22 protein-coding genes are annotated in these 24528 nt (G+C 69.1%); 10 read left to right on the top strand and 12 right to left on the bottom strand.

The window, feature by feature from the left end; translation table 11 throughout:
- Positions 1-59 precede the first annotated feature (59 nt).
- The 3 genes from ACZ4N4_RS43715 to ACZ4N4_RS43705 all read left to right on the top strand — a co-directional run bounded on the left by ACZ4N4_RS43715 (position 60) and on the right by ACZ4N4_RS43705 (position 2749).
- Entirely contained in the window at positions 60-569 is a 510-nt protein-coding gene (locus ACZ4N4_RS43715; protein ID WP_467599776.1) for a MarR family winged helix-turn-helix transcriptional regulator, read from the top strand.
- A gap of 66 nt (positions 570-635) precedes the next feature.
- On the top strand, positions 636-974 hold the full coding sequence (locus tag ACZ4N4_RS43710) for a DUF3817 domain-containing protein (RefSeq protein ID WP_453579838.1): 339 nt from the start codon (positions 636-638) through the stop codon (positions 972-974).
- A 74-nt stretch (positions 975-1048) separates the two neighbouring features.
- Positions 1049-2749, top strand: a complete 1701-nt coding sequence (locus ACZ4N4_RS43705) for an acyl-CoA mutase large subunit family protein (protein ID WP_467599773.1) — start codon at positions 1049-1051, stop codon at positions 2747-2749.
- A gap of 257 nt (positions 2750-3006) precedes the next feature.
- Here the strand turns inward: ACZ4N4_RS43705 and ACZ4N4_RS43700 are convergent, their stop codons facing one another.
- Positions 3007-3639 carry a TetR/AcrR family transcriptional regulator gene (locus tag ACZ4N4_RS43700; protein ID WP_467599770.1) on the bottom strand — a complete coding sequence of 211 codons (633 nt, stop codon included), beginning with the start codon at positions 3637-3639 and terminating at the stop codon, positions 3007-3009.
- Positions 3640-3871: 232 nt separating this feature from the next.
- On the opposite strand from ACZ4N4_RS43700, the gene ACZ4N4_RS43695 reads away from it, so the two are divergent.
- The 4 genes from ACZ4N4_RS43695 (at position 3872) to ACZ4N4_RS43680 (ending at position 8222) form a co-directional block, all read left to right on the top strand.
- Entirely contained in the window at positions 3872-4849 is a 978-nt protein-coding gene (locus tag ACZ4N4_RS43695; protein WP_467599767.1) for a tetratricopeptide repeat protein, read from the top strand.
- A gap of 632 nt (positions 4850-5481) precedes the next feature.
- On the top strand, positions 5482-6129 hold the full coding sequence (locus ACZ4N4_RS43690) for a DUF6230 family protein (protein ID WP_467599764.1): 648 nt from the start codon (positions 5482-5484) through the stop codon (positions 6127-6129).
- Between the two features lie 142 nt (positions 6130-6271).
- The gene (locus ACZ4N4_RS43685; RefSeq protein WP_467599761.1) at positions 6272-6850 is read left to right on the top strand and encodes a DUF6114 domain-containing protein; all 579 of its coding nucleotides are present in this window, start codon (positions 6272-6274) and stop codon (positions 6848-6850) included.
- Positions 6840-8222 carry a hypothetical protein gene (locus ACZ4N4_RS43680; RefSeq protein ID WP_467599759.1) on the top strand — a complete coding sequence of 461 codons (1383 nt, stop codon included), beginning with the start codon at positions 6840-6842 and terminating at the stop codon, positions 8220-8222. The genes ACZ4N4_RS43685 and ACZ4N4_RS43680 overlap by 11 nt, the downstream gene beginning before the upstream one ends.
- A gap of 200 nt (positions 8223-8422) precedes the next feature.
- Here ACZ4N4_RS43680 and pyk read toward each other — a convergent pair whose 3' ends face one another.
- The 3 genes from pyk to pta all read right to left on the bottom strand — a co-directional run bounded on the left by pyk (position 8423) and on the right by pta (position 13237).
- On the bottom strand, positions 8423-9850 hold the full coding sequence (pyk, locus tag ACZ4N4_RS43675; RefSeq protein ID WP_360477511.1) for a pyruvate kinase: 1428 nt from the start codon (positions 9848-9850) through the stop codon (positions 8423-8425).
- A gap of 73 nt (positions 9851-9923) precedes the next feature.
- The gene (locus ACZ4N4_RS43670; protein ID WP_467599756.1) at positions 9924-11141 is read right to left on the bottom strand and encodes an acetate kinase; all 1218 of its coding nucleotides are present in this window, start codon (positions 11139-11141) and stop codon (positions 9924-9926) included.
- On the bottom strand, positions 11138-13237 hold the full coding sequence (gene pta / locus ACZ4N4_RS43665) for a phosphate acetyltransferase (RefSeq protein WP_467599753.1): 2100 nt from the start codon (positions 13235-13237) through the stop codon (positions 11138-11140). Before pta ends, ACZ4N4_RS43670 begins: the two co-directional genes overlap by 4 nt.
- A 197-nt stretch (positions 13238-13434) precedes the next feature.
- On the opposite strand from pta, the gene ACZ4N4_RS43660 reads away from it, so the two are divergent.
- On the top strand, positions 13435-14460 hold the full coding sequence (locus ACZ4N4_RS43660) for an ATP-dependent 6-phosphofructokinase (protein ID WP_453579819.1): 1026 nt from the start codon (positions 13435-13437) through the stop codon (positions 14458-14460).
- Between the two features lie 81 nt (positions 14461-14541).
- Here the strand turns inward: ACZ4N4_RS43660 and ACZ4N4_RS43655 are convergent, their stop codons facing one another.
- The 4 genes from ACZ4N4_RS43655 to ACZ4N4_RS43640 all read right to left on the bottom strand — a co-directional run bounded on the left by ACZ4N4_RS43655 (position 14542) and on the right by ACZ4N4_RS43640 (position 18489).
- Positions 14542-15258 (bottom strand): XRE family transcriptional regulator, encoded by a 717-nt coding sequence (locus ACZ4N4_RS43655; RefSeq protein ID WP_467599750.1) that lies wholly within the window; start codon positions 15256-15258, stop codon positions 14542-14544.
- 100 nt (positions 15259-15358) lie between these two features.
- Positions 15359-16189 carry a carbohydrate ABC transporter permease gene (locus ACZ4N4_RS43650; RefSeq protein ID WP_360477527.1) on the bottom strand — a complete coding sequence of 277 codons (831 nt, stop codon included), beginning with the start codon at positions 16187-16189 and terminating at the stop codon, positions 15359-15361.
- Positions 16190-16198: 9 nt separating this feature from the next.
- Positions 16199-17071 carry a carbohydrate ABC transporter permease gene (locus tag ACZ4N4_RS43645; protein ID WP_467599747.1) on the bottom strand — a complete coding sequence of 291 codons (873 nt, stop codon included), beginning with the start codon at positions 17069-17071 and terminating at the stop codon, positions 16199-16201.
- Positions 17072-17115: 44 nt separating this feature from the next.
- Positions 17116-18489, bottom strand: coding sequence for an extracellular solute-binding protein (locus tag ACZ4N4_RS43640; protein WP_467599744.1), 1374 nt, complete (start codon positions 18487-18489; stop codon positions 17116-17118).
- Between the two features lie 132 nt (positions 18490-18621).
- Here ACZ4N4_RS43640 and ACZ4N4_RS43635 point away from each other — a divergent pair, with 132 nt between their 5' ends.
- Complete coding sequence (locus ACZ4N4_RS43635) at positions 18622-19086, top strand: PPOX class F420-dependent oxidoreductase (protein ID WP_467599741.1); 465 nt, start codon at positions 18622-18624, stop codon at positions 19084-19086.
- A gap of 13 nt (positions 19087-19099) precedes the next feature.
- Here ACZ4N4_RS43635 and ACZ4N4_RS43630 read toward each other — a convergent pair whose 3' ends face one another.
- From ACZ4N4_RS43630 to ACZ4N4_RS43615, 4 genes are all read right to left on the bottom strand, one after another.
- Positions 19100-19291, bottom strand: a complete 192-nt coding sequence (locus ACZ4N4_RS43630; protein ID WP_217554459.1) for a hypothetical protein — start codon at positions 19289-19291, stop codon at positions 19100-19102.
- 9 nt (positions 19292-19300) lie between these two features.
- Positions 19301-20152 carry a helix-turn-helix domain-containing protein gene (locus ACZ4N4_RS43625; protein ID WP_467599738.1) on the bottom strand — a complete coding sequence of 284 codons (852 nt, stop codon included), beginning with the start codon at positions 20150-20152 and terminating at the stop codon, positions 19301-19303.
- A gap of 736 nt (positions 20153-20888) precedes the next feature.
- Positions 20889-22862 (bottom strand): tetratricopeptide repeat protein, encoded by a 1974-nt coding sequence (locus tag ACZ4N4_RS43620; protein ID WP_467599883.1) that lies wholly within the window; start codon positions 22860-22862, stop codon positions 20889-20891.
- A 109-nt stretch (positions 22863-22971) separates the two neighbouring features.
- Entirely contained in the window at positions 22972-23820 is an 849-nt protein-coding gene (locus tag ACZ4N4_RS43615; RefSeq protein WP_467599735.1) for a 5'-methylthioadenosine/S-adenosylhomocysteine nucleosidase family protein, read from the bottom strand.
- Between the two features lie 121 nt (positions 23821-23941).
- Here ACZ4N4_RS43615 and ACZ4N4_RS43610 point away from each other — a divergent pair, with 121 nt between their 5' ends.
- Positions 23942-24502 carry a hypothetical protein gene (locus ACZ4N4_RS43610; protein WP_467599732.1) on the top strand — a complete coding sequence of 187 codons (561 nt, stop codon included), beginning with the start codon at positions 23942-23944 and terminating at the stop codon, positions 24500-24502.
- The last annotated feature ends 26 nt before the right edge of the window (positions 24503-24528 follow it).

The following is a 24528-nucleotide window of genomic DNA, read 5'->3' as shown; positions in this document are numbered from 1 at the left end:
GGTGACCGAAAGCCGAGACACGGCTGACCGGTATATGACCGGCCGGTAGGGTCGGTGGCGTGCCGAAGCCTCTCAGTCTCCCCTTCGACCCCATCGCCCGTGCCGCCGACCTCTGGAAGCAGCGCTGGGGAAACGTCCCGTCGATGGCCGCGATCACGTCGATCATGCGGGCCCAGCAGATCCTGCTGGCCGAGGTCGACGCGGTGGTCAAGCCGTACGGACTGACGTTCGCGCGGTACGAGGCGCTGGTGCTGCTCACCTTCTCCAAGGCCGGTGAGCTGCCGATGTCGAAGATCGGTGAGCGCCTGATGGTGCACCCGACCTCGGTGACGAACACCGTCGACCGGCTGGTCAAATCCGGTCTGGTCGACAAGCGGCCCAACCCCAACGACGGGCGCGGCACGCTCGCCACGATCACCGAGAAGGGCCGCGAGGTGGTCGAGGCGGCCACCCGGGACCTGATGGCGATGGACTTCGGGCTCGGGGCGTACGACTCCGAGGAGTGCGCGGAGATCTTCGCGATACTGCGTCCCCTGCGGGTCTCGGCGCACGACTTCGACGAGGCGTGACCCGGCCCCGCCGCGAGGGCCGACCCGGGACAAGATCTCCCGGAACGGGTGGTTACGCTCGTCCCCATGAAAAAGAGCGTGCTGACCCGCTACCGCGTCCTGGCCTATGTCACCGGTGTGCTGCTGGTGCTGCTGTGCCTGAGCATGATCGCCAAGTACGGGCTGGACATCGACGGTGCGGCCGACGTCACGCGGGTTGTCGCCATCGCGCACGGCTGGCTCTACGTCGTCTACCTGGTCTTCGCCTTCGACCTGGGCTCCAAGGCGAAGTGGCCGGTCGGCAAGCAGCTGTGGGTGCTGCTCGCCGGCACCATCCCGACCGCGGCGTTCTTCGTGGAGCGCAAGGTCACCCGCGAACTCGACGACAGGATCGCCGAGGGCGCCCCGGCCGTGGCCAAGGTCTGATCCCACCGCCGTACGGACGACCGTGCGGCGGTTCGCCATCGACATTTACTAGGACGTCCTAGTAAATTTGAGCTATGGACGCTGACGCCATCACGGAGGGCCGCCTACGCTGGCAGGCCCGCTATGACGCGGCCCGCAAGCGGGACGCCGATTTCACCACGCTCTCCGGGGATCCCGTGGAGCCGGTGTACGGGCCCCGCCCAGGGGACACCTACGAGGGATTCGAGCGGATCGGCTGGCCGGGGGAGTACCCCTTCACGCGCGGGCTGTACCCGACCGGCTACCGGGGGCGGACCTGGACCATCCGCCAGTTCGCCGGGTTCGGCAACGCCGAGCAGACCAACGAGCGGTACAAGATGATCCTCGCCAACGGCGGCGGGGGTCTGTCCGTGGCCTTCGACATGCCGACCCTCATGGGCCGCGACTCCGACGACCCGCGCTCGCTCGGTGAGGTCGGGCACTGCGGGGTGGCCATCGACTCCGCCGCCGACATGGAGGTCCTGTTCAAGGACATCCCGCTGGGCGACGTCACGACGTCGATGACGATCAGCGGTCCGGCGGTCCCGGTCTTCTGCATGTACCTCGTCGCCGCCGAACGGCAGGGCGTCGACCCGTCGATCCTCAACGGCACGCTCCAGACCGACATCTTCAAGGAGTACATCGCCCAGAAGGAGTGGCTCTTCCAGCCCGAGCCCCATCTGCGGCTCATCGGCGACCTGATGGAGTACTGCGCGGCGGGCATCCCCGCGTACAAGCCGCTGTCCGTCTCCGGCTACCACATCCGCGAGGCCGGCGCGACGGCCGCGCAGGAGCTGGCGTACACCCTCGCGGACGGCTTCGGGTACGTGGAGCTGGGGCTCAGCCGCGGCCTGGACGTCGACGTCTTCGCGCCCGGGCTCTCCTTCTTCTTCGACGCGCACGTCGACTTCTTCGAGGAGATCGCCAAGTTCCGCGCGGCCCGCCGGATCTGGGCGCGCTGGATGCGGGACGTGTACGGGTCCCGGTCGGAGAAGTCGCAGTGGCTGCGCTTCCACACCCAGACGGCGGGCGTCTCGCTGACCGCCCAGCAGCCGTACAACAACGTGGTGCGGACGGCCGTGGAGGCGCTGGCGGCGGTCCTCGGCGGGACCAACTCGCTGCACACCAACGCGCTCGACGAGACCCTCGCGCTGCCGAGCGAGCAGGCCGCCGAGATCGCGCTGCGCACCCAGCAGGTGCTCATGGAGGAGACCGGCGTCGCCAACGTGGCGGACCCGCTGGGCGGTTCCTGGTACGTCGAGCAGCTGACCGACCGGATCGAGGCCGACGCAGAGAAGATCTTCGACCAGATCAAGGAGCGCGGGCTGCGCGCCCATCCCGACGGGCGGCACCCGATCGGGCCGGTCACCTCCGGGATCCTGCGGGGCATCGAGGACGGCTGGTTCACCGGGGAGATCGCCGAGTCCGCCTTCCAGTACCAGCGGTCGCTGGAGAAGGGCGACAAGCGGGTCGTCGGCGTCAACGTGCACACCGGCTCCGTCACCGGGGACCTGGAGATCCTGCGGGTCTCGCACGAGGTGGAGCGGGAGCAGGTGCGGGTGCTGGACGAGCGCAGGACCGCACGCGACGAGGGTGCGGTGCGCACCGCCCTGGACGCGATGCTCGCCGCCGCCCGCTCCGGGGCCAACATGATCGAGCCGATGCTCGACGCGGTACGCGCAGAGGCGACCCTGGGCGAGATCTGCGGGGTGCTGCGGGACGAGTGGGGGGTGTACACGGAGCCGGCGGGGTTCTGACCGGTCACGGGCGGCGGAGTTCCGGAGGGGGCATCGACATCCGCGTACGGTGACCGTGATGAGCTGCATATTCACGGTCACCCCTGGCCGACAAGTCCGGCGCCACGGTCACCGCGAGTGCGCCGACGGAGCGCGTCTATCTGGAATGGGCTCGCGACGAGGACCGTGTCCTCCAAGGGCATGTCGTGGAGATGGGTGACGGCACCGTCGTGCTCCGCTGAAAGCGCTCGACGCCGACTCCGCGGTGGGGGCCGGGGTCACGTCCTGGCGTCGTCCGCCGCGCCCGCCAGGCCCAGCAGCAGGATCCGGGTCAGGCCGCGCACCCACTCCTCGTCCGCCGGTTTGCCGCTCACCAGGGCGCGGTGCACCACCGAGCCTGCCACCAGGTCGAAGATGAGGTCCGCCGTGCGGTCCGCCTCGCCCGGGTCGGGCTGCTCGGGCAGTTCCCCGCGCCGCTGGGCGCGCTCCCGGCCCTCCAGGACCAGCCGCTTCTGGCGGTCCACGATGGACGCGCGGATACGTTCCCGCAGCGCGTCGTCGCGGGTCGACTCGGCCACCGCCGCCATCAGCCCGCTCTTCGCCTCCGGGCGGTCCAGGATCGCCGCGAACTGCAGCACCACGCCCTCGATGTCGTCGGCGAGGCTGCCCCGGTCGGGGAGTTCGAGCTCGTCGAACAGTTCTGCGACCGCGTCGACGACGAGTTCGTTCTTGCCGGCCCAGCGGCGGTAGAGGGTCGTCTTCGCAACCCCGGCCCGTGTCGCCACGTCTCCCAAGGTGAGCTTGGACCAGCCCAGTTCCACCAGCGCCTGCCGCGTCGCCGCCAGGATCGCGGCGTCCGCTTCGGCGCTGCGCGGGCGCCCGGTACGGCTGGCGGGGGTGCGGCTCTGCATCCCACGACCATAACCGGCGGTTCATGTGACGTCGTGAGGGAGATCACCGGGAAGGGGTGTCGCGCGGGGTCCGCATGGCATTACGCTACGACTCGTAGCGAAAGCTCGTGGCTGACCGCACGGGCGACGACCACGGCGCCGGGTGGGGACCCGGCGCCCACATCAGACGTTTGTTCGGCCTGGCTTTCACAACGCTTTTCACACACGCGCGGGAACGGGGGAGGATAGGCGCATGCAGCCACGGAACATGTCCATGAGCGGCGTCGTCGACCTCGCCGCGGTGAAGGCGGCCCAAGAGGCCAAGGCCAAGGCCGAGCAGACGCGCGCCGAAGCGGCCCGGCACGGTGGAGCCGGTGCCGTCGCCCCGGCCGACCTGGTCATCGACGTCGACGAAGCCGGCTTCGAGCGCGATGTCCTGCAGCGGTCCGCCGAAGTCCCCGTCGTCATCGACTTCTGGGCCGAGTGGTGTCAGCCCTGCAAGCAGCTGAGCCCGGTCCTGGAGCGGCTCGCCGTCGAGTACAACGGCCGCTTCCTGCTGGCCAAGATCGACGTCGACGCCAACCAGATGCTGATGCAGCAGTTCGGGATCCAGGGAATCCCGGCGGTGTTCGCGGTGGTCGCCGGGCAGGCGCTGCCGCTCTTCCAGGGCGCCGCCGGTGAGGACCAGATCCGGGGCACCCTCGACCAGTTGGTCCAGGTCGCCGAGGAGCGCTTCGGGCTGACCGGCCTGACGGTCGATCCCGACGCGCAGCCGGGCGCCGCTCCGGCGGCCGGGCCCGCGATGCCCGCCGGTCCGCACGACGCGCTCCTCGAAGCCGCCGTCCAGGCGCTGGACGCGGGCGACCTGGGCGGTGCGATCCAGGCGTACCAGAACGTGCTGAGCGACGACCCGGGCAACAGCGAGGCCAAGCTGGGACTGGCGCAGGCCGAACTGCTCAAGCGCGTGCAGGGGATGGACCCGCAGCGGGTGCGCACGGACGCGGCCGAGAAGCCGGCCGACGTCGAGGCGCAGATCGCGGCCGCCGACCTGGATCTGGTGGGCGGCCATGTCAAGGACGCCTTCGGGCGGCTGATCGAGACCGTGCGGCGGACGGCCGGCGACGACCGGGACGCCGTACGGCGGCGGCTCCTCGAGCTCTTCGAGGTCGTCGGCACCGACGATCCTCTGGTGGTGGACGCACGTCGGGCACTGGCGCGGGCGCTGTTCTGAACACGGTCCTGACCAGTCGCTAAACGTCACGTCCTGTGATGCCGGAGTGAAAGATTTGCCGACGCGGGGTCACGGCGGCCGCTCTTTACCAAATCTTGGTAATCGCGGTCGCTGTTACTCGCAGTAAATCAGGGGCCTTGGTCTGTCTGGTTCCGTCCAGGGATCAACTGTTTTGTTCTGCCCCCGGATGCCACCCAGCGTTGCTCTCCGAGACCAGCGGGTCGTCCTTCGGTTATCCGGCCGTTACTACCCAGTAACGAAGCCCCTTGTGCGGGCGGCGAGAATGCACCACGATCGGCGACGCTCGGTCCATTGCCGTACCCCGACAGCCGGTCGGGCCGCGGGCTCATCTGGGTCCCCACCGAGCAGAGTCGGCGGCAGTGACGCCGGCTCTTGGGCAGGGGGGTCTTCGCCGCGAGGCGGAGCCTGTCCAGCAGGGTTGTGCGTGATGCGTGTCAGGCGCGACCAGTGGTTGTCGCTCGGGGGTGATCGCCGGTGATCGAGGTGCGGTTCGTGCCTCCGAGTGCGGGCGCTCCCCTTCCGAGGACGTAGCACTTCTCCCATCCCTGCCCGGCGAGCCGCCGTTGGGGGCGATTCCGGGCCAGGAGATGTACGTCCGAGAAGGAGGAAATATGGAGTCCCAGGTGCGTGGCGGGACCAGATGGAAGCGGTTCGCTGTGGTCATGGTGCCCAGCGTGGCCGCCACGGCGTGTATAGGTGTCGCCCTCGCGCAGGGCGCTCTCGCCGCGTCGTTCAGCGTGTCGGGCCAGCAGTTCAAGGTCACGGCCGACCAGCTCGAAGGTGACGGCTTCGTCCAGTACGGTGCCGTCGACTCGGGTGTCACCCTCGCGGGCGACAAGACGATCCACCCGGTGGCGGTCTCGGCGTTCAACACCGCCAAGATCACCAACCTGTGCCAGTCCGTGGTCACCCCGAACGTCCCGGTCTTCGGCAATGTCAGCCTGATCCTGAAGGCCGGCGCCGACAGCAGCAAGCCGGTCGAGGCCAGCAAGCTGTACATCGACCTGGACGACCTGAGCGCCGACGCGACGTTCACCAACATCAACATCGGTGTCGCGGCCGGCAGCTCGACCAAGGGCCCCGGCATCAAGTCGGACGAGGCCAAGGCCGGCCAGACGAACCCGAACGGGTTCGCGCAGGAGGCGGACCACGCCTCACTGTCCGGCGTGAAGCAGACGGCGTGGGCCACCACTGCCGGAACCTTCAAGCTGAGCGGCCTGCACATGTCGATCTCGACGAAGGGTGCGGAGTGCTACTAAGCACCCCGTGACGGGCGGGGGCGCCGACGGCACCCCCGCCCTCCCCCTTCTTCCCGCGGTCTTCACAAGCGGTGCACCACAACAACACCGCCCAATCACAGCAACACCACCACAGCAACGCCGCACCAGGGAGCTGTTTTCCATGAGCGCCGAGACTCCTGCCGCACCCGGCCAGTTCAGCCGCCGGAGGCTGCAGTTCCGCTCCTGGCGGGGCACGCGGCCGTTCTGGGCCGGTCTGTACATCCTGCTCGCCGGTTTCCCGATCATGTACTTCCCGTACGCGCATCTCCAGATCGGCAACCTCACGGTCGCGATGGCGACCACCGCGGGGGCCGGTTCCCTGATCATCGGCGTGCTGCTCGTCGTCCTCGGCATCAGCGTCTGGTTCCAGAAGCACATCCGCACGTTCGCGGGAGTCGCCGCGATCCTGCTGGCGCTGGTGTCCCTCCCCGTGTCCAACTTCGGTGGCTTCATCATGGGCTTCCTCTTCGCCCTCGTCGGCGGAGCGATGGCCGTGGCCTGGTCGCCGGGCGCCCCGCCGCAGCCGGAGGTCGCCTGGGCGCCGGGTGCGCCGCAGCCGGAGGGCGACGTTCCGCCGGCCGGGGACCACACCCCCGGCGAGGGCCACCACTTCACGGGCTCGGACGGCGTGGGCAAGACGAATGACCTGTCAGGAACGAGCCCGCTGAACGGGGCGAACGGGAGGCACAGTGCCGGCTGACGAGGTGACCCACGGGACTGATGTGGACGCGTCCCGTGTGAGAACCGGGCCGCGCCACGCGGCACCCAAGAAGCCGCTGTTCACCAGGTTCCACATGCCGGCCGGCAAGGCGATAGCCTCCGTGGCGATGCCGACGGCCGTGATCATGGGCATGGGTTTCACGTCGACGCTCGCGATCGCCGACACGAACAACACGTCGTCGGCGTCGTCGAAGAGCCTTGCGGAGGACTACAAGGACTGCGTCTCCGCCCTGGACTCCGCCTCGCCCTCCGCGAGCGCGAGCGAGGACTCCAAGGACTCGGCCACGCCGTCCCCCTCGGCGTCGTCCGACGCCAAGGACTCGACGTCGTCGGGCACGGACAAGGACTCGGGCAAGTCCTCGTCGTCGGATTCAGGTTCCGACGACACGAAGACCCCGACTCCGACCCCGTCCAAGTCGTCCTCGTCCTCGGACGATTCGGGCTCCTCCTCGGGTTCCTCCGGCTCCGACGGCACGGCCACCCCTTCGCCGTCCGCCTCCGCGAGCAGCGGCAGCGGCGGCGGCCTGCTGGACTCCATCGGGGACGCCATCACCGGCATCCTCGGCGGCGGCAGCACGACGGGTTCGTCCTCGTCGGACTCCACCGCGAGCCCGACGCCGTCGGCCTCCGCGTCGTCCGCGTCGTCCTCGGACAAGTCGTCGAGCACGGGCAAGGACGACAGTGCCTCCGGCACCGTCAAGGACACGGTCACCAAGGCCGCCAAGACGGTCACGGACACCGTGAAGGACACCACCGACACGGCGACCAAGGCGGCCGGTGAGGTCACCAAGGACGCCACCAAGGCGGCCGGCGACGCCACCTCCAGCGCCTCGCCGAGCCCGTCCGCGAGTTCCAGCACGTCGGCCGACGACTGCAAGGTCGCCACCGACGACGTGAGCGGTGTCGACAACAAGGTGGCGGTGGCGGACGACCCCTGGTACCTGAGTGCCAGCTCACTGCTGCTGAAGAGCGCCGACTACCAGGGTGTCGTGGAGGTGAAGACGGCCAGCGGCAAGACGAAGAAGGTGCTGAAGTACGTCATCTCCGGCGGCACCGACATCGGTGACCTGCACCAGACGGTCAAGGACACGAACATCGACAAGACCTACCACGTGCAGGCCGCGTCCGGTTCGACGTCCACGATCCGCGGCGGCGACACCACGATGTACACGGAGTCCATCTCGGGGAACCTGTTCGGGCTGATCCCGATCACGTTCACCCCGGACAGCCCGCCGCCGCTGAACATCCCGCTGATCTACTTCACCAACGTGAAGGTCGTCCAGGCGGCCCAGTTCGGTGGCACCCTGCACGTGCCCGGGATGCACGTCTACACCACCGACGGAACCGGCTGAGCGCCACCCACAGACCCTTTCGGGAGCCGCGCACAGAACTGTGGCCCGGTCCTCCGCCTCGCGCGGGGACCGGGCCACAGTGCTGGACGACGGAGGTGATGTGCGAATGACCGGGCCCTTCTACGACCTCGGCCGACGACGAGGGCGCCCCCTGCCGCAGGAGGCGCCCTCAGTGTCGTACAAGGCCCTTTACGGGTGCCTCACTTGTTGATGCCGCCGATGTGGTGGACGCGGAGCATGTTGGTGGTGCCGGAGACACCGGGGGGCGAGCCGGCCGTGATGATGACGGTGTCGCCCGGGTTGAAGCGGTTGATCTTGGCGAGCTCCTGGTCGACCATGTCGACCATCTCGTCCGTGGTGTTCACGAACGGCACCACGTGCGACTCCACGCCCCAGCTGAGGGTGAGCTGGTTGCGGGTGTTCTCGTCGGTGGTGAAGGCGATGATCGGCTGCTGGGCGCGGTAGCGGGAGAGGCGGCGCGCCGTGTCACCGGACTGGGTGAAGGCGACCAGGCCGCGGCCGCCGAGGAAGTCGGCGATCTCGCACGCGGCACGGGCGACCGAACCGCCCTGGGTGCGCGGCTTCTTGCCCGGGACAAGCGGCTGCAGGCCCTTGCTCAGCAGTTCCTGCTCGGCGGCCGAGACGATCTTCGACATCGTCTTGACGGTCTCCACCGGGTACGCGCCCACGCTGGACTCGGCGGACAGCATGACCGCGTCCGCCCCGTCCAGGATGGCGTTGGCCACGTCGGAGGCCTCGGCGCGGGTCGGCCGGGAGTTGGTGATCATCGACTCCATCATCTGGGTCGCCACGATCACCGGCTTGGCGTTGCGCCGGCACAGCTCGATCAGGCGCTTCTGCACCATGGGGACCCGCTCCAGCGGGTACTCGACGGCGAGGTCGCCACGGGCGACCATCACACCGTCGAACGCCATCACGACGTCCTCCATGTTCTGCACCGCCTGCGGCTTCTCCACCTTGGCGATGACGGGGACCCGGCGGCCCTCCTCGTCCATGACGCGGTGGACGTCGTTGACGTCCTTGGCGTCCCGGACGAAGGACAGGGCGACCAGGTCGCAGCCCATCCGCAGGGCGAACCGCAGGTCCTCGATGTCCTTCTCGCTCAGCGCGGGCACGTTGACGGCCGTGCCGGGCAGGTTGATGCCCTTGTGGTCGGAGACGACACCGCCCTCGATGACGATCGTCTTCACCCGCGCGCCCTCGACGTCCAGGACCTTCAGCTCGACGTTGCCGTCGTTGATGAGGATCTGGTCGCCGCGCGAGACGTCGCCCGGCAGGCCCTTGTAGGTCGTACCGCAGATGTGCTTGTCGCCCGGGACGTCCTCGGTCGTGATGACGAACTCGTCACCGCGCTCCAGTTCGACCGGGCCCTCGGCGAAGGTCTCCAGACGGATCTTCGGGCCCTGCAGGTCGGCGAGGACCCCGATGGCCCGGCCGGTCTCCTTGGAGGCGGCCCGGACACGGTCGTAGCGGCCCTGGTGCTCGGCGTGCGAGCCGTGGCTGAAATTGAAACGAGCCACGTTCATGCCGGCCTCGATCATGGCGACGAGCATCTCGTGGGTGTCGACCGCGGGGCCGAGAGTACAGACGATTTTCGAACGGCGCATGGGGCGATCCTATCGGTTTGTTTCGCTGCGGAATATTCCGTCTGGCGGAAGATACAAATGGGCGCCGATATGCTCAGCTGTTATTTCTGCCCGCACAGACCAACGCGTAGGTCTGGGTGGCGATCTCCAGTTCCTCGTCCGTCGGCACCACGGCGACGGCGACACGCGCGCCGGCCGGCGATATCAGCCGCGGCCCGTCCGCCCGTACGGCGTTCAGCTCCGGGTCCACCGCCAGTCCCAGCCCCTCCAGCCCGGCGACGGCCGCCTCCCGGACGGGTGCCGCGTTCTCGCCGACCCCCGCCGTGAACGCCACGGCGTCCACCCGGCCGAGCACCGCGTAGTAGGCGCCGATGTACTTCTTCAGACGGTGAATGTAGATGTCGAAGGCGAGCTTCGCCTCTTCGTCGCCCTCGTCGATCCGGCGCCGGATCTCCCGCATGTCGTTGTCACCGCACAGTCCGAACAGACCGCTCCCCTTGTTGAGAAGAGTGTCGATCTCATCCATGGACATTCCGCCAACGCGTGCCAAATGGAAAATGACGGCGGGATCCAGATCACCGGAACGCGTACCCATCACCAGCCCCTCCAAAGGCGTCAGCCCCATGGAGGTGTCCACGCACCGGCCGCCCTCGACCGCCGAGGCCGACGCCCCGTTGCCGAGATGCAGCACGATGACATTCACCTCTTCAGGTGTCTTCCCCAGCAGCCGTGCGGTCGCCCGGGAGACATGGGCGTGCGAGGTGCCGTGGAAGCCGTAGCGGCGGATCCGGTGCCGGTCGGCGATCTTCGGGTCGATCGCGTAGCGGGCCGCCGACTCCGGCATGCTCGTGTGGAACGCCGTGTCGAAGACGGCAACCTGCGGCAGGTCCGGGCGCAGCGCCCGCGCGGTACGGATGCCGGTCAGGTTGGCCGGGTTGTGCAGCGGGGCGACCGGGATCAGCCGCTCGATCTCGGTGAGCACCTCGTCGTCGACGACCGTCGGCTCGGTGAAGAACATCCCGCCGTGCACCACCCGGTGCCCGATCGCCGCCAGCTCCGCCGAGTCCAGCCCGAGCCCGTCGCCGGACAGCTCCTCCGAGACGGCCTTCAGAGCCGCGTCGTGGTTGTCGATCGGCCCGTTGTACTCACGGGTGTCCCCGCTGGTGAGGCAGGTGTGCTTGAGCCGCGAGGTCTGCTCGCCGATGCGCTCGACGAGGCCCGCCGCGAGCCGGCTGCTGTCCCGCATGTCCAGCAGCTGGTACTTCAGCGACGAGGAACCGGAGTTGAGGACGAGGACACGGGTGGGGCTCACAGGGCGGACGCCTTCTCGTTGGAGGAATCGAGGGTCTGGGCCTGGATCGCCGTGATCGCGACGGTCGTGACGATGTCCTGGACGAGGGCACCCCTGGACAGGTCGTTGACGGGCTTGCGCAGCCCCTGGAGCACCGGTCCGACGGCGATCGCGCCGGCCGACCGCTGCACGGCCTTGTAGGTGTTGTTGCCGGTGTTGAGGTCCGGGAAGATCAGCACGCTGGCCTGCCCGGCCACCTCGGAGCCCGGCAGCTTGGTGGCCGCCACACTCGGCTCCACGGCCGCGTCGTACTGGATCGGCCCCTCGATCTTCAGGTCGGGCCGCCGCGAGCGCGCCAGCTCGGTCGCCTCCCGCACCTTGTCCACGTCCGCCCCCGAACCCGACGTACCCGTGGAGTAGGACAGCATCGCGATCCGCGGCTCCACCCCGAACTGGGCGGCGGTGGCGGCCGACTGGATGGCGATGTCGGCGAGCTGCTCGGCGTTCGGGTCCGGGTTGACCGCGCAGTCGCCGTAGACCAGCACCTTGTCGGCGAGGCACATGAAGAACACCGACGAGACGATCGACGAGCCCGGCCTGGTCTTGATGATCTCGAAGGCCGGGCGGATGGTCGCCGCCGTGGAGTGCACGGACCCGGAGACCATGCCGTCCGCCAGACCCTCCTGGACCATCAGCGTGCCGAAGTAGTTGACGTCGGTGACCACGTCGTACGCCAGCTCCACCGTCACGCCCCGGTGGGCCCGCAGCAGGGCGTACCGCTCGGCGAAGGTGTCGCGCAGTTCGGAGGTGGCCGGGTCGATCAGCTGGGCGTCCGCGAGGTCGATACCCAGGTCGGCGGCCTTCTTACGGATCTGGTCGACGGGCCCGAGCAGGGTCAGGTCGCAGACGCCCCGGCGCAGCAGCACCTCGGCCGCGCGCAGGACGCGTGCCTCGGTGCCCTCCGGCAGGACGACCCGCCGCTTGTCGGAGCGGGCCTGCTCGAGCAGCTTGTGCTCGAACATCATCGGGGTGAGCCGGCCGCTGCTCGGCGCCGAGACCCGCTTGTCGAGGCCGGCGGTGTCGACGTGCCGCTCGAACAGGCCGAGCGCGGTCTCCGCCTTGCGCGGGGTGGCCGCGTTCAGCTTGCCCTCCAGGGAGAACAGCCGGGCGGCGGTCGGGAAGCTGTTGCCGGGCACCGAGAGGACCGGGGTGCCCGGGGCGAGCCGGGCCGCGAGGGTGAGGATCTCGTCGGAGGGCCGCTCGTTCAGGGTGAGCAGTACGCCGGCTATCGGCGGGGTGCCGGCGCTGTGCGCGGCGAGCGAGCCGACGACCAGGTCGGCGCGGTCGCCCGGGGTCACCACCAGACAGCCCGGCGTCAGCGCGGGCAGGAAGTTCGGCAGCATCGCGCCGCCGAAGACGAAGTCCAGCGTGTCCCGGGCCAGCCCCGAGTCGTCGCCGAGCAGCACCTTCGCACCGAGCGCGTGGCTGATCTGGGCGACCGTCGGCGCGGACAGCGCGGGCTCGTCCGGCAGCACGTACACCGGCACCGGCAGCCGCCCGTCGATCCGCTCGGCTATCTCGTCCCGGTCCTCGCGGGCGACCCGGTTGGCGACCATCGCCAGCACGTCACAGCCGAGACCGTCGTACGCCCGGAACGCGTTCCAGGTCTCCGCGAGCACCGACTCGGTGTTCTGGTCGCGGCCGCCGACCACCGGGATCACGGAGGCGCCGAACTCGTTGGCGAGCCGGGCGTTGAGGGACAGCTCGTCCGGGAACTGGGTGTCGGCGAAGTCGGTGCCGAGCACGAGGACGACGTCGTAGTCGCGGGCCACCAGGTGGAACCGGTCGACGAGGGTGGAGACCAGTTCGTCGGCGCCCTGCTCCGCCTGGAGGGCGGACGCCTCGTGGTAGTCCATGCCGTAGACGGTCGCCGGGTCCTGGGAGAGCCGGTATCGCGCACGCAGCAGTTCGAACAGACGGTCGGGGCCGTCGTGGACGAGGGGGCGGAAGACACCGACCCGGTCGACCTGCCGGGTCAGGAGCTCCATCATGCCCAGCTCCACGACCTGGCGGCCGTCGCCGCGGTCGATCCCGGTCACGTACACGCTGCGCGTCACGTGTGCACTCCGTTTCCTGTGTCTCGTCTCCGGCAGAAAAGTCTTCGGCATAAAAATCGCCCACCGAGGTGAGCAGAACCCTCTTGACAATACCCCCGACGCCGGATAAGGCGCCCGTCAGTACTCCACCCGCCCGCGCGGCGTGAAACAATCGGATCGGCTCACCGGTAACGACAGCGAGCAGGAGACACACCACCATGCGCATCGGAGTTCTCACCGCAGGCGGCGACTGCCCCGGCCTGAACGCCGTCATCCGATCGGTGGTACACCGCGCAGTCGCACAGTACGACGACGAGGTCATCGGTTTCGAGGACGGTTTCCGAGGTCTGCTCGAGGGTCACTACCGCCCCCTCGACCTGGACGCCGTCGGCGGCATCCTGGCCCGGGGCGGCACGATCCTGGGATCGTCGCGACTGGAGCGGGACCGCCTCCGCGAGGCCTGCGAGCGGGCCACCGACATGGCGGAGGAGTTCGGCATCGACGTGCTGATCCCGATCGGCGGCGAGGGCACGCTGACGGCGGCTCGCATGCTGTCCGACGCCGGCCTGCCGGTCGTGGGCGTCCCGAAGACCATCGACAACGACATCTCCTCGACCGACCGCACGTTCGGCTTCGACACGGCGGTCGGCGTCGCCGCGGAGGCGATGGACCGGCTGAAGACCACCGCCGAGTCCCACCAGCGGGTGATGGTCGTCGAGGTGATGGGCCGGCACGCCGGGTGGATCGCCCTGGAGTCCGGGATGGCGGCGGGCGCCCACGGCATCTGCCTGCCCGAGCGGCCCTTCGACCCCGCCGACCTGGCCAAGATGGTCGAGGAGCGGTTCTCCCGCGGCAAGAAGTTCGCCGTGGTGTGCGTGGCCGAGGGCGCGCATCCCGCCGAGGGCACGATGGACTACGGCAAGGGCGAGATCGACCTGTACGGCCACGAGCGCTTCCAGGGCATCGGTACGGCACTGGCGTACGAGCTGGAGCGCCGGCTCGGCAAGGAGGCCAAGCCGGTCATCCTCGGGCACGTCCAGCGGGGCGGCACGCCGACCGCCTACGACCGGGTGCTCGCGACGCGGTTCGGGTGGCACGCCGTGGAGGCGGCCCACCAGGGCGAGTTCGGGAAGATGACGGCGCTGCGGGGGACGGACATCATGATGGTGCCGCTCGCGGAGGCGGTGACCGAGTTGAAGACGGTGCCGAAGGACCGTATGGACGAGGCGGAGTCGGTTTTCTAGGGGCGGTTCGGTTGCAGGTGAACTGCGGGCCGGTGGGGGTCGAGCGCGCAGTTCCCCGCGCCCCTTACGGGGCGCTTGTCCTTACGGGGTCGGCTCCTCGGCCCGGTTCCAGAAGCGTGGCACTATCCCGGCCAGGAAGTCCTCGCCCATTTCCTTGGCGTCCTCCGCCGTCGAGGTCGTGTTGCCCCAGGCCAGGGTGGCTGTCATCTGGCCCTGGTAGTCCTCGTGCAACCCGCGCAGCACGTTTTCGATCAGGCGTCTGTCCAGGGGGACCACCTTGGTCACCGGACGGACATAGGCCTGCCAGCGGGTGGTGACCGCGCTGCGCAGCAGTTCGGCCAGTTTCTCCTCGCGGCCGGTGACAGTGATGTAGTCGGGCAGAGACAGCTTGAGCAGGTCGGCGAGGGCGGCGGACTGGCGTTCCGTGCCCTGCCAGTGCCCGTCCTCCTCCATGGCCAGGTAGACGAGGAGTTCCAGGCCCACGGCCAGGGCCACGTCCTCCGGTGCCAGTCCGCGGGCGACGCGATGGTCGCGCAAGGTCCGCGGCCGGCCGATCAGTTCACCCGGGGAGCACCACAGCACTCCCGAGAGCGCGGTGAGTTCCGGACTGCTCGGAACCACTGCCCCGCGCTCCCAGGCGAGGACGAGATCAGGGGTGGCGTACGGCAGCCCGTACGAGACCCGCAGATGGTGGGCCACATGTTCGGGACCCATTCCGAGAGCGGCACGGAGTCTGCGGGCGGCTGGAGCGTTGAAGGGGGGACCTGGCTGGTTCGGCAGAGCTGGGGGTCGGCGCACAGCGCACAAGGTAGGCGCGTACGAGGACACTGACTACGGTCCGTTCGGCCAGGAACACGGATTGTGGGAACGTACGGATTCGACCGTACGGCCGACCTGTTCATCCCTTGACGGCGCCCCCCAGGGCGAACCCACCGCCCAGCCGTCGCGCCACCAGGACGTACAGCAGGATCACCGGCGTCGAGTAGATGACGGAGAACGCGGCGAGCTGGCCGTAGGCGACCATGCCGCGGTTGCCGAAGAAGTCGTTGATGCTGACCGAGGCGGGCATCTGGTCCGGCGAGAGCAGCAGCATGAAGGGGACGAAGAAGTTGCCCCACATCATCACGAAGGCGAAGACGGTGACGACGGCGAGCCCCGGCCCCATCAGCGGCAGCACGATCCGCACCAGCGACTGGGCGGAGTTGGCGCCGTCCGTCCAGGCGGCCTCCTCCAGCTCCTTCGGCACGCCGTCCATGAAGTTCTTCATCAGCCAGATGGCGAAGGGGAGTTGGGAGGCGGCGAAGAACAGGATGGTGCCCTGCAGGGTGTCGATGAGGTTGATCCGCACGAACAGGGCGTACACCGGCACCATGATCGCGGTGATCGGCAGGCTGGTCGCGAAGAGGATGGACAGCAGGAACGGCCGGTTGAGCCGGGAGCGGTAGCGGGAGAGCGGGTAGGCGGCGAGGGCGGCGCACACGACGGTGAGCGCGGTGGCGCCGCCGCAGAGGATCAGGCTGTTGAGGAGCGGGGTGTAGGTGATGTCGGGGGTGAGGATCGCGTCGAAGTTGGCGAAGGTGAACCCGTCCGGGATCCGCACCCGGAGACCGGCGTGCGGATCGACGGCGGAGAGCAGCACCCAGGCCAGCGGCAGCACGAAGGCGGCGGCCACGACCAGAAGTCCGAGGTCGGCGGCGAGGCGGCGGGAGCGCCGGCGGTTGCGAGGCATCTGTCCTGTTCACACCTCCGTACGCAGCAGCCGCATGTAGACGACGGAGAACAGCGAACCGACCAGGAGAAGGAGCAGGGCGACCGCCGTCCCGTACCCGATCATGCTGTTCTGGAAAGCCTGTTCGTACATGAACAGGGGGAGCGTCTGGCTCTTGTCGCCGGGCCCCCCTCGGGTCATCACCCAGATCAGCCCGAAGACGGAGAGGGTCTGGAGGGTGTTGAGCATCAGGTTGGTCCCGATGGACCGGCGGATCATCGGCAGCGTGATGTGCCACATCCGCCGCCAGCCCCCGGCGCCGTCGACCTCCGCCGACTCCTCGATCTCGTTCGGTATCTCGTCGAGGGCGGCGGAGTAGACGAGCATCGAGAAGGCGGTCCCCCGCCAGACGTTGGCGAACGACACGGCCAGGATGGGCAGTGTGTACAGCCAGTTCTGGGACGGGAGATGAAGGAGGTCCAGGATCGCGTTGAGCGTCCCCTCCCGCCGGAAGAAGGCGTACAGCAGAAACCCGGCGACGACCTCCGGCAGCACCCACGCCGTGATCACGATCCCGCCGGTCAGCGTCCGTACCGGCTTCGACGCCCGCCGCATCAGCGCGGCGAGCGCCAGCCCCAGCGTGTTCTGCCCGACGAGCGCGGACAGCACGGTGAAGACGAGGGTCAGCCAGACGGCGTTCAGGAAGGCGTCGTCGTGGAACGCCGTACGGAAGTTGGCGAAACCGACGAAGGAGGAGTGCGCCTGGCCGGTGAGCTGGAGGTCGGTGAAGGCGATCCAGGCGCAGTAGACGATGGGCCCGCCGAGGAAGAGAAGCAGCAGGGCCAGGGCGGGGGTGAGGGGGAGGGCGCGGAAGAGCCGCCGGGTGATCACGGGATGACTCACGGCCCCGGTCACCGACCGGCTCGCGGGCTGACTCACCGACTGGCTCACTGGGTGACCACTTGGTTGTCGGTGACGTCCTTGAGCGTCGAGTCGTACTGACCCGCCGCCTTGTCCACGGACGCGTCACCGGTGGTCACGCTCTCCATGGCCTCCTGGACGGCGGTGGAGACCTTCGGGTAGGCCGGGTAGGCGGGCCGGTAGTGCGTGCTCGCGACCAGATCCGTGAAGAACTTGATGCCCGGCTGGGCGGACGCGTACGACGGATCGCCCGCGACGTCCTTCCGTACCGCGATCCCGGAGTTGGCGATGTACCACTTCTGGGCGTTCGCCTTGGTCTGCATGGTCTTGACGAAGTCGAAGGCGAGGTCGGGGTTGCCGGCCTTGGCGGGGATGGACCAGGTCCAGCCGCCGGACATGCTCACCTTGCCGGGGGCCTGCCCGTGCTGGGTCGGCATGTACGCCAGGCCCAGTTGCTTGGACCAGTCGGCCCACTCGTGCCCACTGCCCTTGTTCCAGTCCTGCGGCAGCCACGACCCGTCGAGGTCGATGCCGAGCTTGCCCTGCGGGAGGAGCTCACCGCGCACGGCGGTGCCGAAGTTGGGGTCGAGGGCGTCGGAGACGTCCGGCCCGAGCTTCTCCTTGTACACGGTCTCGACGAAGGAGAGCGCGTCCTTGAACCCCTGACTCCCGGCGATCCACTTCTTGCCGGTCCTGTCGTACAGCGGGTCGCTGGTCCCGTCATTGGTCCCGTACAGCAGCATCTCGAAGCCCTGCATGGTGGCGGCCTCGCCGGCGGGCTTGCCGGTGTAGACATTGAGGGGCGTGACGCCGGGGACCTTCTTCTTGATGGTCCGGGCGGCGGCGAGCACGTCGTCCCAGTTCTTCGGCTGCCAGTTCAGGGGCAGCCCGGCCTTCTCGAACACCCGCTTGTCGAACCACAGCCCGCGGGTGTCGGTGCCGTCGGGGACGCCGTACGTCTTGCCGTCCTCACCCTGGGCCGCCGCCTTGGCGGTGTCGATGAACTGCCCCCAGTCGCTCCACTTGTCGAGGTAGGAGTCGAGGGGCTTCAAGTACCCGCTGGTGATGTCGGAGTTGATGAGGAAGGTGTCCTCGTAGACCAGGTCGGGCGCGGTCCGCGGGGACCGGAGCATCTGCTGGAGCTTCGTGTAGTACTCGGAGTCCGGAGCCTTGATCGGAACGAGCTCGACCTTCTTCCCCGGGTACTCCTTCTCGAACTGCTTCTTGATGTCCGCGAGGTACGTGTCCATCACCTTGATGGAGTTGTCCGTGGACTGCTTGAAAGAGATCTTCACGGTGTCGGGACTGCTCCCGGACCCGCTGCCGCACGCGGTGAGGGATGCGGCGGCGGTGACGAGGGAGAGGGCAAGGATGCTGACGGCGGTGGGGCGCACGGGCACGACCTCCTCGGCGGCCACTGCGCTGTGGCCTGGGGGTTCGTCTCTTGCGGTGTGAAGGTAAGTGGAGTGGTCTAGTCAGGTCAATGAGTCTGCGGGGGTTTGCTGCGGGAGGGACGCGGTGAGGATGCCCCCATGTATTCCGTGGACCGTACGGGCAAGCTGGACGAGCACGTTCGTGAGCGGCTGCTGGCGCCGAACTTCTGGCATCTCGCGACCGTCGGGCCGGACGGTGCGCCGCAGGTGTCGCCCATGTGGGTGGACCTGGAGGGCGACCACGTCATGGTCAACACGGCGATCGGCCGCGTGAAGGAGGAGAACCTCCGGCGCAACCCCGCCGTCTCGCTCTCGCACCACGACCCGGAGAACCCCTACGACCGGGTGGAGATCCGGGGACGGGTGGTGCGGTTCGTGGAGGGGGAGGAGGCGGAGCGTTCCATGGACCGGCTGACCCGCAAGTACATCGGGGAGGACCGGTATCCGTGGCTGCTGCCCGGGGAGCGGCGCGTGATGCTGCTGATCGAGCCGGTGAAGGTACGGAGGGTGGTCGGCGTGGAGCCGTTCCGGCCGGGGGTGTTGGAGGGGGAGAGGAGCGAGTGAGGGGCTGGGGTGGCTAGAGGAGATGGTCGGCTCTGCCGGCCTTGATGTCGCGGATGAGGGTACGGAGGGCTTCGCGGGTGTCGGTGAGGTACGTGTCCTCCTGACCGGCGACGGCTATGTAGGCGTTGCCTTGGGGGTCGGTGCCCAGGCGGAAGCAGTTGGCGCCCTCGCCGCAGAAGGGTTCTTCCCAGGTGATGTCCGGCACGGGGTGCTCCTAGAGGTCGGCGGCAAGGGTGCGGATGAAGTCACGGGACGCGTCGGCGTCGAGGGCCACGGCGGCGGCCGCGTCGAGTTGGGCCCGGTACTTGCCGAGCTGCGCCTCCGTGTCGAGGAACTCGGGACCGTGGGTGCTGTCCAGTTCGACGGTGTCCAGGCGGGGTACGGCGGCCTCGGCGTAGACGACGGACTGCCCGGCGCCGGGAAAGCTGCCGGCCTTGAACGGGATGACCCGCAGGGTGACGCTGTCGCGCTCGGACATGCGCAGCAGGTGGTCGAGTTGCCGCCCGGCCACCTTCGGCCCCCCGAACTCCATGCGCAGGGCCGCCTCGTGGAGGATCACGTCGAGGGCGGGGGGCTCGGGGCGGCCGAGAACCTGCTGCCGGTCCATGCGGTGGGCAGTGCGCAGGTCGATGTCGGCCGGGGCGAGGGGCGGGAAGACGGCGCCGAAGACCGCACGTGCGTGCTCCTCGGTCTGGAGGAGTCCGGGCATGTGCACGGTGACCGCGATGCTCAGTCGCGTGGCGTGCCACTCCAGTTCGGCGATGTCCAGGAAGCCGTCGCGGAGTTGCCCCCGGTAAGCCTCCCACCAGCCCTTCTCGCGTCTGCCCGCCATGGCGGCGAGTGCCGTGACGAGCCCCTGGTCCGTGCAGCCGTAGTTGTCGGCGAGGGTGCGGACGCGTTCGGGGCTGATACCGGAGCGGCCGGACTCCATGTTGGGCACGTTGGTGCGCGGCACGCCCAGCAAGCCGGCGGCGTGCTCCGTGGTCATCCCGGCCGCGATCCGCATCCTGCGCAACTCCTCGCCGAGGCGGCGCTGGCGTTCCGTCGGTGCGTTTCTCGGCGGCATGTGATCCCTCGCGGCTGGCTGTCGACGGGGCCAGTCTGCCTTGAGACGGGGGGTTGGTCCACCGATCGGTTCCGCCGAGAGTAGTACATGTACTCCGACGATGCTCTACAATCGGTGACGAGTCGCTTACGGATCGATGTCACCGGAAGTGCATCGCATGAGCCTGTCCGGGTTCGTGCGACAGGCCACCAGCGGTGTCGGGTGCGCGCCTCAAGTTCTCTCTGCTGAAGAGGAGTTACTCATGGCTACGTCCTGTCCCATCGTCACGGACGACGTCCCGGAGGTGGCGGCACCCTCCCCGGACACGCTCGCCTACAGCTTCACGTTGCCCGCAGGGGCGGCCAGTTGCCGGGTCGCGCGGGCGGCCACCCCGGGTCGTGCTGAAGGTGCACGGGCTGGAGGACATGACGGACGCGGTGGTTCAGGTGGTGAGCGAACTGGCCGCGTGTGCGTGTCGGTTCACACCAGGGGAGGAGGTGTATCTGTCGCTGCGGTACCGGGAGGACGCGCTGCGGGTGATCCTCTACGACGGACATCCCCGGCACCGTCACCCTCGCGTCGCTGCGGCTGCGAGGTGCGGAGGCAGGCCGCGCTGCGGGTGCTGGGGTGCGTGGTGCAGGCGTGTGAGGGGGAGTGGGGGTTCGGGGAGGCGCGGGAACCCGGGGGTGGGACGCGGATGTGGGCGGTGCTGCCGGGGTGGGGGGCTCGGGGGTTTGCGGGAGTGGGGTGAGGGGGGTTAGTCCGGCACCTCGTCGGCCTGGGCGCGGGCTTCGGCGGCTTCGGCGGGGGCATTGGCCCGGGCGAAAGCGTCGGCGGCCTGAAGGTAGTGGACGCGGGCTCCGCTGGGGCGGTTGCCGTGCTTGTGGGTGACGGCGAGGTGGTACAGGGCCTGGCCTGCCCGGTACCAGTCCTCGAACTCCAGGAAGATCACGGAGGCCTTTCTGTATGCCTCGACCGCTTCATCCGCCCGGCCCGTCACAACCAGGGTCTTGCCGAGGTTGTTCCACGTCGCTGCCTCGCCGTGCAGGTCTCCGGCGGCCCGATATACGTCGCGGGCGTGGGAGTAGGCGTCTAGCGCCTCTTCGGCCAGGCCTGCCTCCCACAGGGCAACGCCGAGGTTGTTCGACGACATGGCCTCGCGCTGGCGGTCTCCAGTGGCCTGGTGGAGCTCGCGGGCGCGGGTGAGGGCGTCGATCGCCTCCTGGATTCGACCCTCCGCCCGCAGGGCAATGCCGAGGTTGTTCCACACTGTGGCCTCGCGGAGGCGGTCCCCGGTGGCTCGGAATACGTCGCAGGCGTGCGTGTGGGCGTCAATCGCCTCTCCGGCCCGGCCCGCTTCGCGCAGGGCATTGCCGAGGTTGTTCCACGCCATGGCCTCGCGCCAGCGGTCCCCGGCGTGGCGGGCTGCATCCTTCGCGGCACGGCAGGCGGTGATCTTGTCCTCGAAGTATCGCCGCCAGCCGAGATACTTGGAGAGGCACTCCGCCAGTCGCACCGCCGTGTCCGCGAACCGCTCCTCCCGCGCCCACAGCACCGCTGCCACGAGACCTGCCCGCTCCCCGTCCAACCACCCCAGCGCCTGCCGATGGTCAACGAACCGCTTCGGCACCGGCCTTCCCGGCAGCCACCGCAACCGGTCATCAGCCGCATTCGCCATTCGGTAGTAGAACCCCAGCACCCGCTCCCGCGCCGCCTCCCCCTCCTCCCGCAACCCCACGTCCCCCGCCACCACACCCAACCCATAAACCCGCACAAGATCATGCAACCGCCACCGCACCGCCGAAGCCGTCCCCTCGCCTTCTCGGACCGGCGTGACGAGATGTGTGGCGGCCAAGTCCTCCAGCAGGGACAGCGCGGTCTCCTCGTCGAGGCCGAGCAGTGCGGCGACCGCCTCCGTGCCGGTCTCCGCACCCGGGGCGAGGGCGAGCAGCCGCAACAACCGAGCCTGATCAGGGGGCAGCCGACGATACGAGGTGTCCAGCACAGGCCGGAGAATCAGCGAACGGCCGTACTGATCCGTACCGTGGCTGCCGTTGTCGAGGGCGGTGGTCGTGTCTCCGGGCCGCGTGATCTCGACGACCAGCGAGGCGATGCTTCGGTGTCGGCGTCTACGCAGCATTGCGGCGACGACCTGGAGAGCCAGGGGCAGGTGCCCGCAGAGGTCGGCCAGTTCGCGCAGGGCGTCGGGTTCGCGACCGGGACGTTCGTCGCGTTCGTCGGTGTCATGCAGGGCGCGGCTGACCAGGGCGACGGAGTCGTCCGGGCTCAGAGCCTCCAGGTCGATGAGGCGTACCGGCAGGGCGTCGGGGCGGTCCCGGGAGGTGATCAGGACCCGGTGGTGGTCCTCGCCCGGCAGCAGGGGCAGGTACTGGGACGGATCCGAGGCGTTGTCCAGAATCAGCAGCATCCGGTCCTGCTGTTCGGCGAGGAGCGCGCGGTACGCGTCGTACAGGCGATCCGTGGTCGGCGGCAGATCCGCCCCCCGGACCCCGAGCGCGTCGAGGAGGGCGAGGACAGCCTGGTCGGCGGTGACCGGATCGTCGTCGTAGCCGCGCAGGTCCACGAAGAGCGTGCCGCCCGGGAACCACCCCTTCGCGCGTGCCCGATGCGCCGTCTCCACCGCCAGCGCGGTCTTGCCGATGCCGCCCATGCCGGTGACGGCGAAGATGAAAAGGGGGAGGGCGTCCCTGTCGGCCTTGTCCGGGGCCAGGTGGGGAAGCAGGCGCTCCAGTTCCGCCGTCCGGCCGGTGAAGCCCAGCGGGCGCGGCAGCAGGGTGGCCGTCGCGTGGGGGACCGGGCCGTGGGTCGTGCCCTTGCCGCTAGCGTCCGGTCTGCTTGCCGATGACGGGGCCGTGAAAGATGCCGCCCCTGAAGTCGATGTGGTCGCCCCGGTAACGTTCTTGGGGATCCTCCTCGGAGTCGGAGGACTCCCGGGGCTGGTGCTTGCGCAGGACCTCCACCGCCACCGACGCGGCCCGTTCGGCGGCGAGGATCTGCGAGCCGGAAGCGTCGGCCGCGTGCTTGTCGGCGTTGGCGAGGTCGCTGATGCCCCGGATCACCAGGGTGTCCAACTGGCCGTTCAGGTGGGCCGCGTGCGCGGCGCCCGAGCCCTCCATCTCGATCGCGCACGCGTCGTTGTAGTGGTGGCGGATGTGGGCGGCGAAGGCCGATCTGTCGTCGGCCAGGACGACATCGCCGACGGCGATCGGCTTGCGGTGCCCTCGTACGTCCGGCATGTCCCGCAGGGCCGAGCGCGCCGCCTGCACCAGTCGGTGCGAGCCGTGCCAGACCTCGGGGCGTGCCTGGAAGCCGTCCGGTGTCTGCTTGCCGCCGTGGATGGCGTACACCTTTGTGCCGACCACGACGTCACCGATCTCGACGTCGTCCTTGAGGCCGCCCGCGACGCCGACGAAGAGCACCGTCTCGGGGTCGAGCCAGTCGACGATCTGTGTGGTGAGCGAGGCGGCGGTCAGGGCACCCACGCCCAGCTCGGCGAGGGCCACGGTCCAGGCGGTGTCCGCGAGCCGGCCGAGTTCGGCCCGGGTGCCGTTCCTGGGGTGGACAATCTCCTCGGCGTCCACGAGATGGGCGCGCACGGCGTCGTACTCCTCCGGCAGAGCGGTGAGGATGACGGCTGCGGCGGTGGGACGCGGTCGCTTCGCGGGCATTTGCCAACGGTAGCGCCAAGCTGCCTGGCCCACAGGCCTGTTGGCGACTGCCGTAATAAGACCAGATCGGCGCGGGTATGGTCGTCCGGCGTGGGTCGGCGCGTCGGGTGGGGAGAGCCGTATGCCGGAGCAAGGGGTCACCATCGGGCAGTTGCTGCTCGCTGAGTACCAGACGATCAAGGACGAGCAGAAGGCGCGCATCGGGTTTCGGGACAACCTGCTGTACGTGACGCTCGGGGTGGTGGCCGCCGTCATCGCCGCGGCGGCACAGGCCAAGCAGGCGTCGATGCTGCTGGCGCTGCCGCCGGTGTGTGTGGTGCTCGGGTGGACGTACCTGGTCAACGACGAGAAGATCTCGGCGATCGGGTACTACGTGCGGGATGAGCTGGGGCCGCGGCTTGCTCAACTGACTCCGAGCGAAACCGAGTTCGCCACCTTCGGGTGGGAGGCCTACCACCGGACCGACGTCCGGCGGCGGACCCGCAAGACGATCCAGGCCGTGATCGATCTGACGGCGTTCTGCGCGGTGCCGCTGGCCGCGCTGGTGGTGTTCTGGGCCGGCGGGGACGGCGGTGGGTTGCTGGTCGGGCTGTCGGTGGTGGAGGCGCTCGCGGTGGTGGGGCTCGGGGTGCAGGTCCTGCTGTACATGAGGCCGGCGAGAGCAGTACGGACAGCGGGCTGACGCCGTACCGTTGATGCCCACGCATC

It is taken from the genome of Streptomyces sp. NPDC026538, assembly GCF_055567535.1.
This window is presented reverse-complemented; position numbering and strand designations above follow the sequence as displayed.